We start from the raw sequence: 15554 nt of genomic DNA, 5'->3' as shown, positions 1-15554 counted from the left end.
TGCCGCGCGGCGCTGACGGCCGCTGCAAGCCGATCCGGATGAACCTGATCGGCCTGCACATCTCCGGCGCAAGGCCTGTTCATCATCGGGCCGCGAGGCGAGCCTGCTCAAGGAACGATCCGATCAGACGGGCACGCGGCGACGTCCTTTGCCATAGCACACCGAACCGGCGCGGTTCCGGTTCCGAGGGCAGCGAGATCTTGGCAATGTGCAGCGCCGACGTCAGCGGAGACGCGACGTCCGGGACCAGCGACACGCCCAGGCCGCGATCCACCATCATCGCGATCGCGAGCAGGGAACTGAGTTCGAAGCGCTCTTGCGACGGGGCAATGCCGGCCTTGCGCAGGTATTCGTCTGCCTGCTTCCCGCCGCCAAGGGTTCTGTCATATCGGATGAGCGGCCTGGTTCGCAGAAGCTCGTGGGGGTCAGCCTTCTTGTCACGCTCCGCAGCGAGCACGACCAACGGTTCCTGGCGAAGCAGTTCCCATGCAATCGCCTTCGGCATCGAAAAGGGCGGATGCAGGCAGACGGCGGCATCGAGATCCGAACGCTTGACCGCGTCATACAACTCGCTCGACATCGCCGACTGTATGTAGACAGACACGCGCGGGTGTTCGGCTGTGAAGCGCGCCAACGCGTCTGGCAGGAGGCTGTGGAGCGCGGTATTGATCGTCCCGATACGAAGCTCGCGAATTTCATCGGCCTGGCTGATCCATCCTTTCAGGCTGTCCACTTCCCTGAGCAGGGGACCGCATCGTTCTGCGAGACGGCTCCCGGACTCCGTGGGCGCCACCGTCCTGCCGGCCCGTCCCAGTAGCCGGGTCCCGAGTTCCCGCTCAAGCACCTGAATCTGCTGGGAAATTGCCGCCGGGGTGACGTCAAGCCGCCTTGCAGCCTCGGCCAGCGAGCCGGTCTCGACTACCAGGGCGAAGGCTTTCAGATAGGCGGTTTCCATAGAGTTTCTATTGAGCGAACGTAGAAAAGCATAGTTTATCTTTGTTGTGGATAGCACGACACTGCATCTCATCCCACAGAGCTAGGTGTTGGCCATGAGAAGCAAGCTGTTTGTCCCCGGTTCGCGCCCCGAGTTTTTCCCGAAAGCGCTGGCAAGCGATGCGGACGCGCTGTCATTCGACCTGGAGGATGCCGTTGCCGAAGACAGGAAAGCCGAAGCCCGATCCCTCCTGTCACGCCTCCTGCGCTCCGGCGAGGCGCGGAGCGCCGGCAAGACGCTCATCGTTCGCGTCAATGGCATTGCCACGGGGCATTTCGAAGCGGATCTTGCCGCAGTCGTAGTGCCAGGATTGCATCTGGTCAACGTGCCCAAGCCGGAGACCGCCGACGACGTCCGGCACGCGGCTGAGGCAGTCGAACAAGCGGAACGGGCCAACGGCTTTACCGAGGCCGACACCGAAGTCCGGTTGCTGCTCAATATCGAATCGCCGGCGGCGTTGCGCCGCGCTGCCGAACTGGCAAGCGCGCATCCACGCGTCGCCGGCCTTCAACTCGGGCTTGGAGATCTCTTCGAACCCATCGGCATTCACCGGCGCAATCCCGCGGCCATCGCAACGGCCATGTTCGCCGTGCGAATGGCCGCGGGAGAGGCCAACGTCTTTGCCTACGACACGGTGTTCGCCAACATTCGGGATACCGAAGGCTTCCGTGCCGAGGCGGAGATGTCCATGCGGATGGGCTTTCTTGGCAAAAGCTGCATCCACCCGAGCCAGATCGCGCTGGCCAACGAAGTGTATCGCCCGTCCGACGAAGAGATCGCGCATGCGATGCGGGTTGTGGCGGCCGCCGCCGAGGCGCATGCAAAAGGGATCGGGGCCTACGTCGTTGATGGAAAGATGATCGACCCACCCTTTGTCAGGCGTGCGCAGGCCATTGTCGATATCGGCAAGCGGCTGGGGCTGATCGCTGCCTGACCGGACTTTAAAAAAAATCAGACTGACAGGAGACAAACCATGAACACGTCATCTTCAAGCGGGGCCACAGGACGCTTCGCGCTGATAGCCGCACTCGCCACGGTCGGCTCGCTGGCTGCTTCGCCTCACGCGGGCGCGGAGAGCGCGTATCCGTCCAGGCCCGTCACCATCGTCGTTCCCTACCCGCCCGGCGGCTCGAACGATACCTTCGCGCGGATCGTGGCGAAGGAGATCGGCGAGGACCTGAAGCAGCCCGTGATCATCGACAACCGGCCCGGTGCGAGCGGCAACACGGGGACCGGCATCGCGGCGAAGGCGGCCCCGGACGGCTATACCCTGGTCGCGGTGTCCTCGAGCATGACGACCAACGCGGCGGTGCAGAGCAAACTGCCCTATGACGCGATCAAGAGCTTCTCCCCGGTAGCGATGCTGGCCCAGGGCCCATTCATCGTGGCTGTCAGCAATGCGTTCCCTGCCAGGAGTCCGCAGGACCTGGTGAACGCGATCCGGGCGAATCCGGGCAAATTCAACTATGCGTCTTCCGGGCCAGGGAGCGTCAATCAGTTCGGCACCGAGTTGCTCAAGGCCAAGGCCGGAAAGCTCGCTATCACGCATGTCCCCTACCGGGGCATGGGACCCGCCATCACTGACCTGATCGGCAACCAGACGCAGGTGCTGATCTCAAGCGGACCATCGCTGCTGCCCATGGTCAGGGCCGGCAAGGTCCGGGCAGTAGGCATTACCAGCCTGAAACCAAGCCCCATCGCACCCGACCTGGTACCCATGGCGAGCGCCGTTCCCGGCTACGAGTTTGAACTCTGGTGGGGCTTTCTCGCGCCCGCGGGAACGCCGGAGGCAGTCATTGCGCGGCTCAACGCGGCCGTGAACAAGGCTCTGGCAAAGCCATCCGTCAAGGCAGCGATCCTCAGCGAAGGCGCCGAGGCAAAGCCCGGCACTCCCAAACAGTTCGCAGAGACGATCGCTGCCGATGTTGCCAGGTGGAAGCAGCTTGCCGGGCAGCAGAACATTGTCGCGGACTGAATGTCCAGTTGAATCCGGAGGCTGTATGCAAACCAACATGACTGTCGGAGACTGCGCATTCGGCGCATTCGGCGCAACCCGAACGGGGCCGTCCGGCCCGCTGACCGGCGTGCGCGTGCTTGACCTGAGCGCTTATATCGCGGGGCCGTACGGCTGCTCGCTGCTCGCGGATCAGGGCGCGGACGTGATCAAGATCGAGCCTCCCGTGGGCGACAACCTGCGCAAGTATCCTTCGACGCTGGAGGCCGAGAGCCGGGCGTTCCTCGGCGTCAACCGAAGCAAGCTCGGCGTCGCACTCGACCTGAAGGATCCCGCCGACCTGGACCGGCTGCTTGCGCTGGTGCGCAACGCGGATGTACTTGTGCACAACTTCCGCCCCAGCGTCCCGGACCGGCTCGGCATTGGCTACGAGCAGCTCCGCGCCGTCAATCCGCGCCTCATCTACTGCGCCGTCACGGGATATGGCGAAACGGGCCCGCTGAAGGACAAGGCTGGCTATGACCAGGTGCTGCAGACGATGACCGGCATGTGCACGCTGCAAGGCAAGCGTGGCGGCCCGCCGGAAATTCTCTACGGCTCCGTGGTCGACTACTATGCGGCGGCCCTCGTGGCCGGCGCCGTTGCCTCAGCGCTCTACGAGCGTGAAAAGAGCGGCGAGGGGCAATATGTCGGCGTGTCCCTGCTTCGCGCGGCGCTGACCATGCAGTCCGCCCGGATGGTATGGGCCGATTCGGAGCCCAGGGATGTGGGACGCGACATGCGTTCCGGCGGGATCACCGGCATCCATCCCACCAGGGACGGCTATCTCTATATCTCCGCCAACACCCCGCACTTCTGGAAGGCGCTGTGCGAGAAGACCGGTCTGACTGCGTTGTTGTCGACCGATCGCTACGACAGCGTGCGCAAGCGTGCCGAGCACCATGATGAGATCGTCCCCAAACTGCATGCCGCGTTACAGCAACGCACGGCCCTGGATTGGGAAGCCGCGTTCGGCGAAGAAGTACCATGCGCGGCGGCGCGGTCGGTCGAGGACATGTTCGACTTCCCCCAGGTGGCCGCGGAGGAAATGATCACGACATTCGACCATCCGGTGGTTGGCCGCTATCGCGGCTTCACGCGTGGCGTCAAATTCGGCCGCACGCCCGGCCCGGAGCCATTCGCCGCACCCGTGCTCGATCAACACGGAGAAATGGTCCGCGACGCAGCGGACAGGCTGGGGCGGAATGCCTGATTCCACGCATGGCGGCGCTGCCGTGCAGGTGCCGAACAGTTCGGCCACCACGGTCCCGGTCAGCGCGGCACTCGCAAATGCCTGCGACTCCCATCTGCATATCTACGATCCACGCTTCACAGCCGTTGCACCGATCGTGGCGGATGCGACGGTGGAGGAGTACCGCTGCGTTCAGGCGCTGATCGGGACCAGCCGCGCCGTCGTGGTACAGCCACGCGCCTATTGGACAGACAACAGTTGTACGCTCGATGCCATCCAGCGGTTGGGCCCGGCCAGTACCCGCGGAATCGCCGTGGTACGCCCGGACGCCACTGACGAGGCCTTGCATGTCCTCCACGCGGGAGGTATCCGGGGGATTCGCTTCTCCCTTTATACGGACATGCATGCCGTTGTAGGGTTCGACATGGTGGAGCCGCTGGCAAACCGCATCGCCGAGTTCGGATGGCATTTGCAACTGCACTGGACCGCCGACCAGATCGTTGGACACCGCGACCTGCTGGCGCGGCTGCGCGCGCCCCTGGTCTTCGACCACCTGGCCCGCATGCCGCTCCCCGGAGGAACGGCGCATCCCGCGTTCGCGGTCGTGTCTGATCTGCTGGATCGAGGCAAAGCCTGGCTGAAGTTGTCTGGCGCATACCTCGACTCCCTTGTCGGCGCGGCCCGGCATTACGACGACATGGATCCGGTGGCGAAGGCATGGGTGGGAGCGGCCCCGGAACGGCTCGTCTGGGGCAGCGACTGGCCTCACCCCACGGAGGCGTGGCACAAGCCCGACGATGCCTTGCTGTACGACTTGCTTGCCCAATGGGCAGGCAGCCAGGAAATCCGCCGCAAGATACTGGTGGACAACCCTGCCTTGCTGTATGGATTCGAGGCCGCGTAAGCCGGCCGGACTTGAAGGAGACAAGATGAGAAGAACCCTGCAGGGGCTTTGCAAAGGCCTGGCGATCATGGCTGCCTCGATGCCGCTTTGCGCCATGGCATTCCCCGACAAGCCGATTCGCATGGTGGTGCCCTATTCGGCGGGCGGCGGCGCCGACAATACGGCGCGTGTCGTCGCGCAGAAAATGGGGGAGATCCTCGGGCAGACGATCGTGATCGACAACAAGCCGGGCGCCGGCGGTGTCATCGGCGCCGACGCGGTGGCCAAGGCCGCGCCCGATGGCTACACCGTCCTCTATGACGCCTCGGCATTCGCGGTAAACGGTGCACTGCGCAAGCTGCCATTCGATCCTGCCAGCGATTTCATTCCGGTCTCGTTGGTGGCGACTGCGCCGCAGATCCTCGTGGTTGCCGCGAATGCGCCTTACAAGACCGTCGCTGACCTGATCGCCTCGGCAAGGAAGACGCCCGGCAAGCTGACCTACGCGTCCGCCGGCGCGGGGACCGGATCGCATCTTGCCGCCGAGATGTTCAACGAGCAGGCGAAGATCGAGTTGCTCCATATCCCATACAAGGGCGGTGCGCCAGCGCTCACCGATGTGATGGGAGGACAGGTTGCGATCTATTTCGGGAACACGGCGTCCACGCTGCAATACGTCACCAGCGGCAAGCTCAAGGCGCTTGCGGTGACATCCAGGAAGCGGATACAGGGATTGCCCAATACGCCCACCCTTGCGGAAAGCGGCATGCCGGACTATGAAGTGCTCGAATGGAATGGCGTGTTCCTGCCGAAGGGCACCGCGCAGGATCGCGTGCAAGCCATCGCAGGCGCCGTGCAGAAGGCTGTCGCGGATCCGGGCGTGCGTGCCAGGCTGCAGCAAGCCGGACTCGACCCGGTCGGGAACTCTCCACAGGCGTTCAAGAGCTTTTTGCAAGGCGAATCACTGCGCTGGCACACCCTTGTCAAGGCACGCGGGATCCGGGTCGAATAGACGGCCTCACTTTGAGCGTCGCCATCTCACGGACACCTGCTTCCACAGGGCTCGCGGGTGGCCACCCTTCCCCGGGAAGCGCCGCTCTCACCTGCATCGTATGTGGCGAGCGCACAGAGGCCGAACTGAAGCGCCCGTGCGCGGCCTCCGAGACAAACTCAGACCCCGCGCACACGCCGCACCAACTCGCTCAGGCCGAGCGAGTGGCCGGGATCGTAGTAATGGATCAGCAGCGAGCGCCGCTGCCCCATCTCCACATCGAGGTTAGAGTGCTTCAGCGCAAAACCGTTGAATACGTAGACACTGCCAAGCTGCACCGGCACGCGCGCGCAGTGGCCTCGACGCAGATCGTGCAGCGTCATCCACTTCCGCCACTCGAACGGTAGCTTGCGATGGATGCCATGGGTAACCTTGCACATCACATTGCCCAGCGTGGAGACCGACAGACGGGGGCGCCGATACATGAGCAGGTCACCGTTGCAGGCACAATCCGGCGCCAGTTTTAGCGGAATCAGCATCGTCAGCAGATGGGAATCGTAATGGCGGCAATGACTGTCCCTCCGCCTTACCGGGTCCGCGCAACGAATCACGTGCACGGGTTCCGGACGTAATACTCCCGGGACAGCCCTGGCCGCCATAGCGCGCGTATCCGCGCAGGCGGTCTCCTCGAGTTGCCGGAATGCGTCGCCACGACGCAGGATTTCCGCTATGGCCTCTGGATGTGGGCGTTCCGACACGTTGCCAGGCGACGTATCAATGGCCTCGTTGATCTCGGCAATCGCCTGCATCGGAACTACACTACGAAAATCTTTGAGGCCAACGCCCCTGTCAAATCGAAGCCGCTTCGCCACGGTATGACCTCGCAGGTTTTACCAGGGTTTCATAAATGGATGCAATGTCGATAGCTCCAAGGTAAAAGCGTATAGCAAATCTTATTTGCCAGCGGTGCGTAATGTGCGCTGGCGCACAATAGTTGATGATGCTTGCGGAACTCCGGCCCAGGGAAGGGCGGCGATTGCTTTTCCCTCTCCTCCTCCTGAACGACAGGAATAGCAAACTGAGTCGCAAGCCAGGACCCGGCACCTGTCCTGGCCGGCAAGGCGCCGCTTGCGCGCCTTTGCGCCTGCTCGCCTTACCGCGGCCTGTTCGCCGCGTCTTCGGCCTGCGCGCGCAGGCGTTCCTCCTGGGCCCTCAGCTCGGGGGTAAACGCCGCGCCGAAATCGTCGGCCTCGAAGACCGGGCGAATTTCGATCTCGGACTCCCCTTCCATGGGGTTGGGGCAGCGCCTGACCCATTCGACGGCCTCGTCCATGGACTTCACTTGCCAAAGCCAGAACCCGGCAACGAGTTCCTTGGTTTCCGTGAACGGTCCGTCGATCACGGTCCGCTGGCTGCCAGAAAAGCGCACCCGTTTGCCCCTCGCGCTCGGGTGCAAGCCTTCGCCCGCAAGCAGCACGCCGGCCTTGACGAGTTCTTCGTTGAAGTTGCCCATGGCCGTAAGCAACTCCGTGCCGGGCATCTTGCCGGCCTCTGACTGGCTCGTGGCCTTCACCATCACCATGACACGCATCGCCGTTTCTCCTTGATCGGATTGCCGGAGCCGCACCGCCCCGAATTCAATTCAGGATAGACGGGCGGCTCTGATACTACGACGAACCGGGATACCGGAAATCGACACCGCCTTCGGAAAATCCGGGCCACGTGTGGCCAGGTCCGTCACCGACGGCGCGGATACGGGCCGTGGCGGCTGGCCCGCTTTCGCGCCGGAGTTGTTTTTGCGCACCGGCGCGCCGTGCGGGCAGAGGTTGCGCGGCAGCACCGCAGTGTCACATTCATCACACCGAACGCCGGCAGGCGGCAAGCGCGAGCGCCCGCGGCCAGCCCCCCGCCCATATTGAGAATTCTTCCCGCAGCGTGTCGAGACTGACACCCCTGATTCGTCGTCTGCATGGCGGCACTTGTTGCGCGCCAATTTGCAAACAATCCCAAAGGAGATCGGACATGAATTACATCGATGGATTTGTTCTCGCGGTGCCCACCGCCAGGCGGGAGACCTATCGCCAGCACGCCGAGGCTGCGGCGGCGGTGTTCAAGGCCCATGGCGCGCTGGGCCTGGTCGAGTGCTGGGGCGACGATGTGCCCGAGGGCAAGCTCACCTCGTTCCCGATGGCCGTGAAGCTGGAGAAGGACGAGACCGTGGTCTTCTCCTGGATCCTGTGGCCATCGCGCAAGGTGCGCGACGAGGGCATGAAGGCCGCCATGGCCGATCCGCGGCTGAAGATGGACGAGCCGATGCCGTTCGACGGGAAGCGGATGATCTTTGGCGGCTTCGAGATGATCGTGGACGCTTAGCCGGACGGCTACGCCGGGTCGCCGGGTCGCCGGGTCGGTTAGCCAGGCTACGCCAGCCGCCATTCCGATGGCTCGTTCAACCAGCAGAGCCGCAGGCGGGAGTTCCTGCTGGGCGCGGCGCGGCCCACGTTGTGTCCACCGCAGTGGATTGCCATGTTGGTGCGCGATGAAGCCAGGAGAGACGTAATGGAAGGCCCGCCGCTCATTTCCACGTGAGGGTGGCGGGCCCGCAGCGGGGGTGGAAAACCGGCGTCACAAGATCCGGCCAGCCCGAAGGCTGCCCCGCCCGGCCCGCCATAGAAAACTGATAGGCGTGTGCGAACGCAACGGACGAAAAAATTGCCGCGGAAAGCGGCAGTCCGCTTGTGACGAAATCGGGTTTCCACACCCGGTCACCCTTGTTTTTGGATAACCGGTGGATTCCCGGATAGCAATGAAAAGAAATCAATCAGCGTCGCCAGCCGATTTCAGGGAATTCCTGCATTTACTGTTCTCGCGCTACACAGGCAGGCCAGGCTGCCCCGACCGCCTTCTCATTCCCGATCAAGGCCAACAAACCACACGCCAGCGACCCCCGCCAGTGTAGATAATCATGCCCGCTGGCAGTCTCCCCAAAACGCACGGAATACCCCTTGGCCAACAGCACATCACGCAAATGCCGCGATGTAGAAAGAATGCCGCCCGGCCCGCGCGCGCCCTCGAACAGTCCAGCCTCCAGATAGAATCGCACCGGCAACCGGGGCGCGGCGACATACTCCCGCGTCAGCCACTCAGGCTCGCGCGCCTGCACAGATGCACCCAGCTGCGACCCCTCAGTCGGCGCCCACCAGAACGACCCCGACTGGCTAAGCACGTTGCCGAACAACTCCGGATGACGCAGTGCCGCGTAGGCCGACGCCAATCCTCCGAAACTGGAACCTGCCACCACGGTGCTACCCGCCGGTGCCGACAAACCCTGCCCCCGCGCCCACGGCATCAACTCTTCAGCAAGGAACCGCGCGAACATCGGATTGGGTGGTAGCTCAACACCACGCGCCGCCGCACTGGGATTGCCGACAATGATCGCCGCAGTCGGCGGAATCCGCCCTTCCGCAATCAGGTTGTCCAGAATCACCGGCGTTGGCACCAGGCCCACATAGGCGTGCGCGTCAAACACAACCAGCAGCGCCTGCCCGTCAGCCCCGGGACGGTATCCGACAGGACGGTACAAATAGACATCGCGCGAGTTCCCCAACAACCGGCTGTCGAACCGATGCCGCGACACCGTGCCCACGGACACCCCGGCTCGCGCCTCCACCCACGGCTGCGGCGGCGCCTTGGACAGCTCCAGCACCGACTTATCCTGGAACACATCGACACCGCCACCCGGAAACACCCGCGCATTGAGCGGATCGCGCTGCGCCGTGGCCAGGATCGCGCGGCGCCGCTGCGGCGCGGGTGCGTCGAACTGCGGCACATCCGGAGCCAGCTGGTAGCTCAGGCGCGTGCTTGCAGGCAGGCGATAGGAGCGATACCAGACGTCGCTGTCCCCCAGCCGCGCCAGTTCGTCGTGATCACCGGCCGGGCTGCCGAACAAGCGCACACCGTGGCTGGCGCCGCGCCACAGGAAGGTCACCAGTACCTCGTCGCCCGCGCCATTCTCCGCGCGGTGGGCACCGGGTGCGCCCAGCGGCTCGACCAGCGGCGTACCCTGCCGGCGCATTTCCTCCCAGAACGCCGCGCTGCCGCCACCGTCGGCCAGCGTACCCGCCAGCGCCCGCAGCCGCGGACTCTCGGGCGCATCGGCAGGCGCGTGCTGTGCCTTCAATGGCACGATGCTTGAAACGGTCACCTTGAACGGCGTGCCGGAACGGGCCGCGGTATCGCCCTGTGCGCCTGGCTTGCCCGCGCCGTCTTCGGGCGGCTTCACCAGCAACGTGTAGTCCCCATCCTCCGGCGCCACAAACATGAAATCCCGCGTGGGCAAACCCGCCCCGGCCAACCGCCGCAAGTGCCGGCCCTTTGCATCCGCCAGATCCAGCGCCGCCGGCACGCCTTCGAACCCGCCCTGGACCAGATCGCCACGCGCGAGGCGCAGCCGGTAGGCNGCCGGTGGGCGCCCGGCTTGCCGGGCCGCCACGCGCCGCTAGCGCTGCCACCCGCTTCAAGCCGGTCGCTTGCTGCAAGCGCGGCACCGGCACTTGCGGATTTGGCCGCGCCAGCGTTGGTTGCGCCCATCGCCGCCCCGCTATCCTTCGCACCAGCCCAGCCAGGCACCAACCCTGCCACCATCGCAGCCACTGCCAGCCCGTGCCGCAGCCCCTGCAGCCCCTTCATCCCGGACCGATACGCCATCTCATGTTCGTTCATGCCCACTACCCTCAAAAATCAACCGTGGTGGAGAGCTTGAAAGTCCGCGGCGCATTCTGCGTGACAAACCCATCGTTGAACGTGCCCGTCCAGTAGCTCCGATTGAGCAGGTTCTCCACGCTCGCCCGGAACACCACCTTCCGGTTCTGGATACTCGTGGCATAGCGCGCCCCGATGTCAAACCGCGTCCACCCCGGAATCCGCTGCGTATTCGCCGAGTTGATGTACTGCCAGCTAGTGCGCACCGCGCGGCCATTCAGCGTCAGCCCGGGCACCCAGGGCGTGTCCCATTCCAGCGCCACGCTGCCAGCCCACCTGGGTGCGCCAAAGGCAGTGTTGCCGTCATAGGCGCCATTGGCGGTATGCGTCAGCAGCGCCTGCGTATAAGTCACCCCACCCATCACCCGCACCCGGGGCATGACCTGGCCAAACACGTTCCACTCCACCCCGCGATTCCGTTGCTCGCCGTCAGCGTTGTAGGTATTGCTTGCCGTGTCCTTGAGCATGCTTGGCTTGGAAATCTGAAACACGCTCAGGGTGTTGGTGATCTCGCCCGCGTCCCATTTCACGCCGGCTTCCATCTGCTTGCTCTTGTACGGCGCGAAGACCTGCCCATAGTTTCTCGCGGTCACATCCGTGACGGTGTCACCCTGGCTCAGGCCTTCGATGTAGTTGGCGTAGAGCGATACCTGCGCGGTCCACGGCTTGACCACCAGCCCCAGTGCTGGCGTAAGCGCACTTTTGTCGTAGTCGGCGGTCTGCAGGCCGGTGGTGGCGCTGAAGCTCCTGGTCTGCACGCGCTGGGCGCGCAGGCCGGCGGTGAGCAGCACGCGATCGCGCGCAAACGATAGGGTGTCGGCCAGCGCGATGCTGGTGAGCGTGGTGTCGGCGGTCTTCGGCGCGGCGCCCGGATCGGCCGCCAGCTTTGGCGTGGAGGGATTGTAGATATTGGATGGGTAACTGGCGCTGGTCTTGTTGATGGTGCCGCTCTCCATCTGCAGCATGGTGGCGCTCAGCACGACCTGATGTCCGACCGGGCCGGTTTGCGCCCGCGCCCGCAGCCCGGTTTCCGCCGATAGCGTGTCGATATAGCCGTTTTGGTTGTAGGTGGCGCCGGTGTAGTTGCCCGAGGGCAGGACGTTGCCGGCCCGGGTGCCGTTGATGTAGCCGGAGTAGCGATAGCCGCGCGCGCCCACGCCGGCGTAGACGGTGATGTGGTCGTTGAAGTCGTACTCGCCGCGCACCACGGCGGCCTTGTTGTCCAGCCGGCCGTGGGTGCCGCGCAGCAGGTTGGTGCCGGTCTTGGGCGGGCTGGCGACGGTGGTGCCGGAGAAGGATGCCATCCAGGGGCTGCCGTTGCTGATCTCTTCCTCGTTGGCGTAGGCGTCCAGCGACAGGCGCAGGCGTTCGCCGCGATAGTCCAGCCCCAGCGCGCCAAGCACGCGCCTCTTGCTCTGCCCGTCCAGCTCGCTGCGGCCGTCGCGATAGGCGCCGTTGAAGCGCACGCCGAACTCTTTGCGCTCGCCATAGCGGCGGCCCCGGGCGGGATGGCCGCCGAATTGCGAGCTGGAGATGTAATCCGCGGTGAACCGGGTCAGCGGCGCGTCGCCGGCGCGCTTGGGCACCAGGTTGATGACGCCGCCCACGGCGCCATTGGGCGACATGCCGGAAAGCAAGGCGCTGGGGCCCTTGAGCACTTCCACCCGTTCTATGAACTCGGTGGGCGAATGCCCGTTTGGCGACAAGCCGTACATGCCGCTGAGCGCAAGGTCATCGGCGTTGATCGAGAAGCCGCGGATGCTGTAATTCTCGTAGATGTGCCCGGCCGAGGTGGTGAAGCGCACGGAGGGGTCGTTGACCAGCACATCGCCCACCGTGCTGGCCTGCTGGTCTTCGATGGTCTGCGCGGTGTAGCTGCTGACGCTGAAGGGTGTGTCCATCATGTCGACATTGCCAAGCATGCCGAGCCTCGCGCCGCGTGCCATCTGGCCGCCGGCGTAGGCCTCGGGCAGCGCTTCGGCAGCGTCGCCGGCAGCGCTCACCGTCACCGTGGGCAGCTCGACTACGTTGGCGGAGCCGGGCGGCGGCGCTTCCAGGCGCAGCGTATAGGTGCCATTGCCGCCGCGCACGGCCTGCAGCCCATGTCCGGCCAGCAGCCGGGCAAAGCCTTCGTGCACCGTGAAGCTGCCGCTCAGGCCGACGCTGGTCTTGCCGCGCGTGAGCGCCGCATCGGCAGCCAGCTCCACACCGGCGCGGCCGGCAAAGCGGTTCAGCACCTGGTCCAGCGTGCCCGGTGCGATGTCATAGGCGCGCCTGGCTTCGGCCGCGTCCTGCACGGGCTGGGCGTGGACGCGCTGCGGCATGGCGGCGCTGCCCAGGCCCAGTGCCAGGGCAGCCAGCAGGGCCGGCCCGATGGCTGCGGCAAGCGCGATCTGGCGTGGCGCGCAGGCGGGCTGGCTTGCGGCTTGTTCGATTGAATGGACTGAGCTGGGTCGGAGTGTGGAATTGAGCGCGTTTGTAACGCGCGCGATGGCCGGGGTACGGCTGCACGGCATGGCGGAATCCTTTCGATGCCAAGGGTTTTGTGTCGGTTCTCTTCTGGTATTCCGAACGAGAATCCGAAACCCTCAATGCCGCAAAAAAACTTTGCCTGTGCGCCCTGCCCCCTAACGCGCCTGCACCGTGACCCAGTACCGGGTGCGGTAGACCAGCGCCACCGGCAGCCCCAGCGTCAGGTTGGCGAGCGCCCGGTCGGTGTCCGACAGCGGGAACACGCCGCTGACGCTCAGCTCGGCCACCTCCGCGTCGCATCGCAGCACGCCAGGCCGGTAGCGCGCCAGTTCAGCGAGGAGATCCGCCACCCGCATGCGTTCGGCCACCAGCATGCGGCGCGACCAGGCGGCGGTGCCTTCGTCGGTGGGCTGCGGAGGCGAAGCGGCATCGGTGCGCAGTTCGGTCTGCTGGCCGGCGTCGATGCGCTGTTCCCGCGCGCCCGGCCGCGCCGGCCGGACCATCACCGCGCCTTCCAGCACCGCGATGCTGGACACGCCATCCTGCTGCCGCACCGTGAAGCGGGTGCCCAGCGCGCGCGCCGTGCCTTCGCGGGTCTGCACCAGGAAGGGTCGGTACACCAGCGCCGGATCGGCGGCGGTGCTCACCAGGATCTCGCCGGCGCGCAGCACCACGCGGCGTTCGCCGTCGTCGTAGCGCACGTCGATGGCGCTGGCGGTATTGAGCAGGATGCGGGTGCCGTCGGGCAGCTTCACCTCGCGCTGCTCGCCCACGGCGGTGCGGTGGTCGGCCAGCGCAAGCTGCCAGGTCTCGGTCTGGCGCACCAGGCCGGCCGTGCCGCCAACCAGCGTCAACAGGCCAAGCAGGCTCAGCGCCCGGCGCCGCGTGGCTGGCGCGGTGGCCGCGCCCGGCGGCGCCAGCAAAGTGCCGCGCGCCACATCGCGTGGCACGCTGTGCAGCTTGTCGCCCACCGCCTGCAAGCGCAGCCAGGCACGCTCGTGCGCGGGATCAGCGGCGCGCCAGGCAGCGCAGGCAGCGGCATCGGCGCTGCTGGCCTGCTCGGACCATAGCCGCGCCAGCCACTGCGCGGCGCGCTGCACCACCTCGGGATCGATGCTGTCCTTGATGCCGTCCTGCGCGCCGGCGGACGCGGGCCGCTGGCCTGGGGTCTTCATGCCGGGGCGCCGAACAACGTGGCGTAGCACGCTACCAGCGCGCTGGCGATGTATTTCTCCACCGACGAGACGGACACACGCAGTTGCGCGGCGATCTCGCGATAGCTCAGGCCTTCGAGCTTGCATAGCAGCAGCGCGCGGCGCGCCTTGGGCGCCAGGCGGTCGAGGATGGTGTCGATCTCGATCAGGGTTTCCAGCACGAGGGCGCGGGTTTCCGGCGAGGGTGACTGCGCCTCGGGCAAGTCGGCGATGGTGGCCAGATAGGCGGACTCGATGCGGCGCCGCCGGTAGAGGTCGACCACGAGGCCGTTGGCGATCTGCGTCAGATAGCGGCGCGACTGCTCTGGCCGGGGCGCAGCGCCCGAGACCAGCACGCGCAGGTAGGTGTCGTGCGCCAGGTCGGCGGCATCCATGGCGTTGCCAAGCTTCTTGCGCAGCCAGCCGCGCAGCCAGCCATGGTGGTCGCTGTAGAGATGGTGGATTTCCTGGTCGAGGCTGGGTTCGGCTGCGGACATGGTGGCTTGGAGTCCGCCTGGAGGGCGTGGGCTGTTGCCTTTCCTCTGTTGTCGCGGATAAGAATCATTCGCATTGGATTGTACGCGAAGGGTTATCGGACTGGCAAGGCGCCGCCGGCCGGGATTCCGGCTGCGCGATTTATGGCCACTGTCGCAGCTATCATTTGCGGGATGTCGACATGACGACGGGCAAAGAATGAGCAGTGAGATTACCGGCGTAGCAGGGCTGCGCAACGTCCTGTCGGCGTTGGGCACGGACGATATCAATCACCATGGGCGCCCGCTGTCCGCGCATCTGGTCGGCACCTATGCGCTTCTTGCCGCCTGGGGCAATCCCGCTTCATCTCCCTAGCCGGTGCGTTTCACAGCGTCTACGGAACAGAGGAGTTCGCGGCCAGGGCACTGCCGCTTACCGGCCACGGCAAGATTGCCGCCCTGTTGGGGACCGAGGCTGAGCGCCTTGTCTACTTCTTCTGCGTTGCTGATCGCAGAAAGGTTCTACGATGTGCCGGTCGGGGGCCCGTTTCATATCGTCCCCGGCGCATGAAGCCGTGTTTACCGCCCGACGGGCGGCAAAC

15 protein-coding genes are annotated in these 15554 nt (G+C 65.4%); 8 read left to right on the top strand and 7 right to left on the bottom strand.

Annotated features, from left to right (window positions below; all coding sequences use genetic code 11):
* Window positions 1-82 precede the first annotated feature (82 nt).
* Window positions 83-955, bottom strand: a complete 873-nt coding sequence (locus tag CF70_RS33060; protein ID WP_035875840.1) for a LysR family transcriptional regulator — start codon at window positions 953-955, stop codon at window positions 83-85.
* A gap of 94 nt (window positions 956-1049) precedes the next feature.
* Here CF70_RS33060 and CF70_RS33055 point away from each other — a divergent pair, with 94 nt between their 5' ends.
* From CF70_RS33055 to CF70_RS33035, 5 genes are read left to right on the top strand one after another with little or no spacing between them, the layout of a single operon-like run.
* Window positions 1050-1928: an HpcH/HpaI aldolase/citrate lyase family protein gene (locus tag CF70_RS33055; RefSeq protein ID WP_035876076.1), complete on the top strand. Its 879-nt coding sequence runs from the start codon at window positions 1050-1052 to the stop codon at window positions 1926-1928.
* Between the two features lie 39 nt (window positions 1929-1967).
* On the top strand, window positions 1968-2969 hold the full coding sequence (locus CF70_RS33050) for a tripartite tricarboxylate transporter substrate binding protein (RefSeq protein ID WP_035875838.1): 1002 nt from the start codon (window positions 1968-1970) through the stop codon (window positions 2967-2969).
* Window positions 2970-3006: 37 nt separating this feature from the next.
* A complete protein-coding gene (locus tag CF70_RS33045) occupies window positions 3007-4200 on the top strand; it encodes a CaiB/BaiF CoA transferase family protein (RefSeq protein WP_051649394.1) in 1194 nt (397 codons plus the stop codon).
* A gap of 22 nt (window positions 4201-4222) precedes the next feature.
* Window positions 4223-5083 carry an amidohydrolase family protein gene (locus CF70_RS33040; RefSeq protein ID WP_035876071.1) on the top strand — a complete coding sequence of 287 codons (861 nt, stop codon included), beginning with the start codon at window positions 4223-4225 and terminating at the stop codon, window positions 5081-5083.
* 25 nt (window positions 5084-5108) lie between these two features.
* Entirely contained in the window at window positions 5109-6074 is a 966-nt protein-coding gene (locus CF70_RS33035; RefSeq protein ID WP_035875836.1) for a tripartite tricarboxylate transporter substrate binding protein, read from the top strand.
* Window positions 6075-6232: 158 nt separating this feature from the next.
* Here the strand turns inward: CF70_RS33035 and CF70_RS33030 are convergent, their stop codons facing one another.
* Entirely contained in the window at window positions 6233-6862 is a 630-nt protein-coding gene (locus CF70_RS33030; protein WP_235185309.1) for a hypothetical protein, read from the bottom strand.
* Window positions 6863-7206: 344 nt separating this feature from the next.
* Window positions 7207-7644, bottom strand: coding sequence for a YciI family protein (locus CF70_RS33025; RefSeq protein WP_035875834.1), 438 nt, complete (start codon window positions 7642-7644; stop codon window positions 7207-7209).
* Between the two features lie 431 nt (window positions 7645-8075).
* Between CF70_RS33025 and CF70_RS33020 the strand changes: the two genes are divergently transcribed.
* Window positions 8076-8426, top strand: coding sequence for a DUF1428 domain-containing protein (locus tag CF70_RS33020; RefSeq protein ID WP_035875832.1), 351 nt, complete (start codon window positions 8076-8078; stop codon window positions 8424-8426).
* Between the two features lie 484 nt (window positions 8427-8910).
* Here the strand turns inward: CF70_RS33020 and CF70_RS33015 are convergent, their stop codons facing one another.
* The 4 genes from CF70_RS33015 to CF70_RS33000 all read right to left on the bottom strand — a co-directional run bounded on the left by CF70_RS33015 (window position 8911) and on the right by CF70_RS33000 (window position 14976).
* Window positions 8911-10128 (bottom strand): enterochelin esterase domain-containing protein, encoded by a 1218-nt coding sequence (locus CF70_RS33015; protein ID WP_235185318.1) that lies wholly within the window; start codon window positions 10126-10128, stop codon window positions 8911-8913.
* Window positions 10129-10786: 658 nt separating this feature from the next.
* Window positions 10787-13330, bottom strand: coding sequence for a TonB-dependent receptor (locus tag CF70_RS33010; RefSeq protein WP_081862473.1), 2544 nt, complete (start codon window positions 13328-13330; stop codon window positions 10787-10789).
* A gap of 111 nt (window positions 13331-13441) precedes the next feature.
* On the bottom strand, window positions 13442-14461 hold the full coding sequence (locus tag CF70_RS33005) for a FecR domain-containing protein (protein WP_051649369.1): 1020 nt from the start codon (window positions 14459-14461) through the stop codon (window positions 13442-13444).
* Window positions 14458-14976, bottom strand: a complete 519-nt coding sequence (locus tag CF70_RS33000) for a sigma-70 family RNA polymerase sigma factor (protein ID WP_035875831.1) — start codon at window positions 14974-14976, stop codon at window positions 14458-14460. Before CF70_RS33000 ends, CF70_RS33005 begins: the two co-directional genes overlap by 4 nt.
* Window positions 14977-15172: 196 nt before the next feature.
* Here CF70_RS33000 and CF70_RS36835 point away from each other — a divergent pair, with 196 nt between their 5' ends.
* Entirely contained in the window at window positions 15173-15328 is a 156-nt protein-coding gene (locus CF70_RS36835) for a hypothetical protein (protein WP_160172319.1), read from the top strand.
* Window positions 15301-15554 (top strand): DUF6817 domain-containing protein (locus tag CF70_RS39140; protein WP_414629498.1); only part of this gene is annotated, 254 nt, incomplete at its 3' end. The genes CF70_RS36835 and CF70_RS39140, both read left to right, overlap by 28 nt.

The sequence above is a fragment of the Cupriavidus sp. SK-3 genome (genome assembly GCF_000611145.1).
In the GTDB taxonomy this organism is placed as follows: Bacteria; Pseudomonadota; Gammaproteobacteria; order Burkholderiales; family Burkholderiaceae; genus Cupriavidus.
Note: the sequence above shows the minus strand (reverse complement) of the source record. Positions and strands in the feature narration are given on the sequence as shown.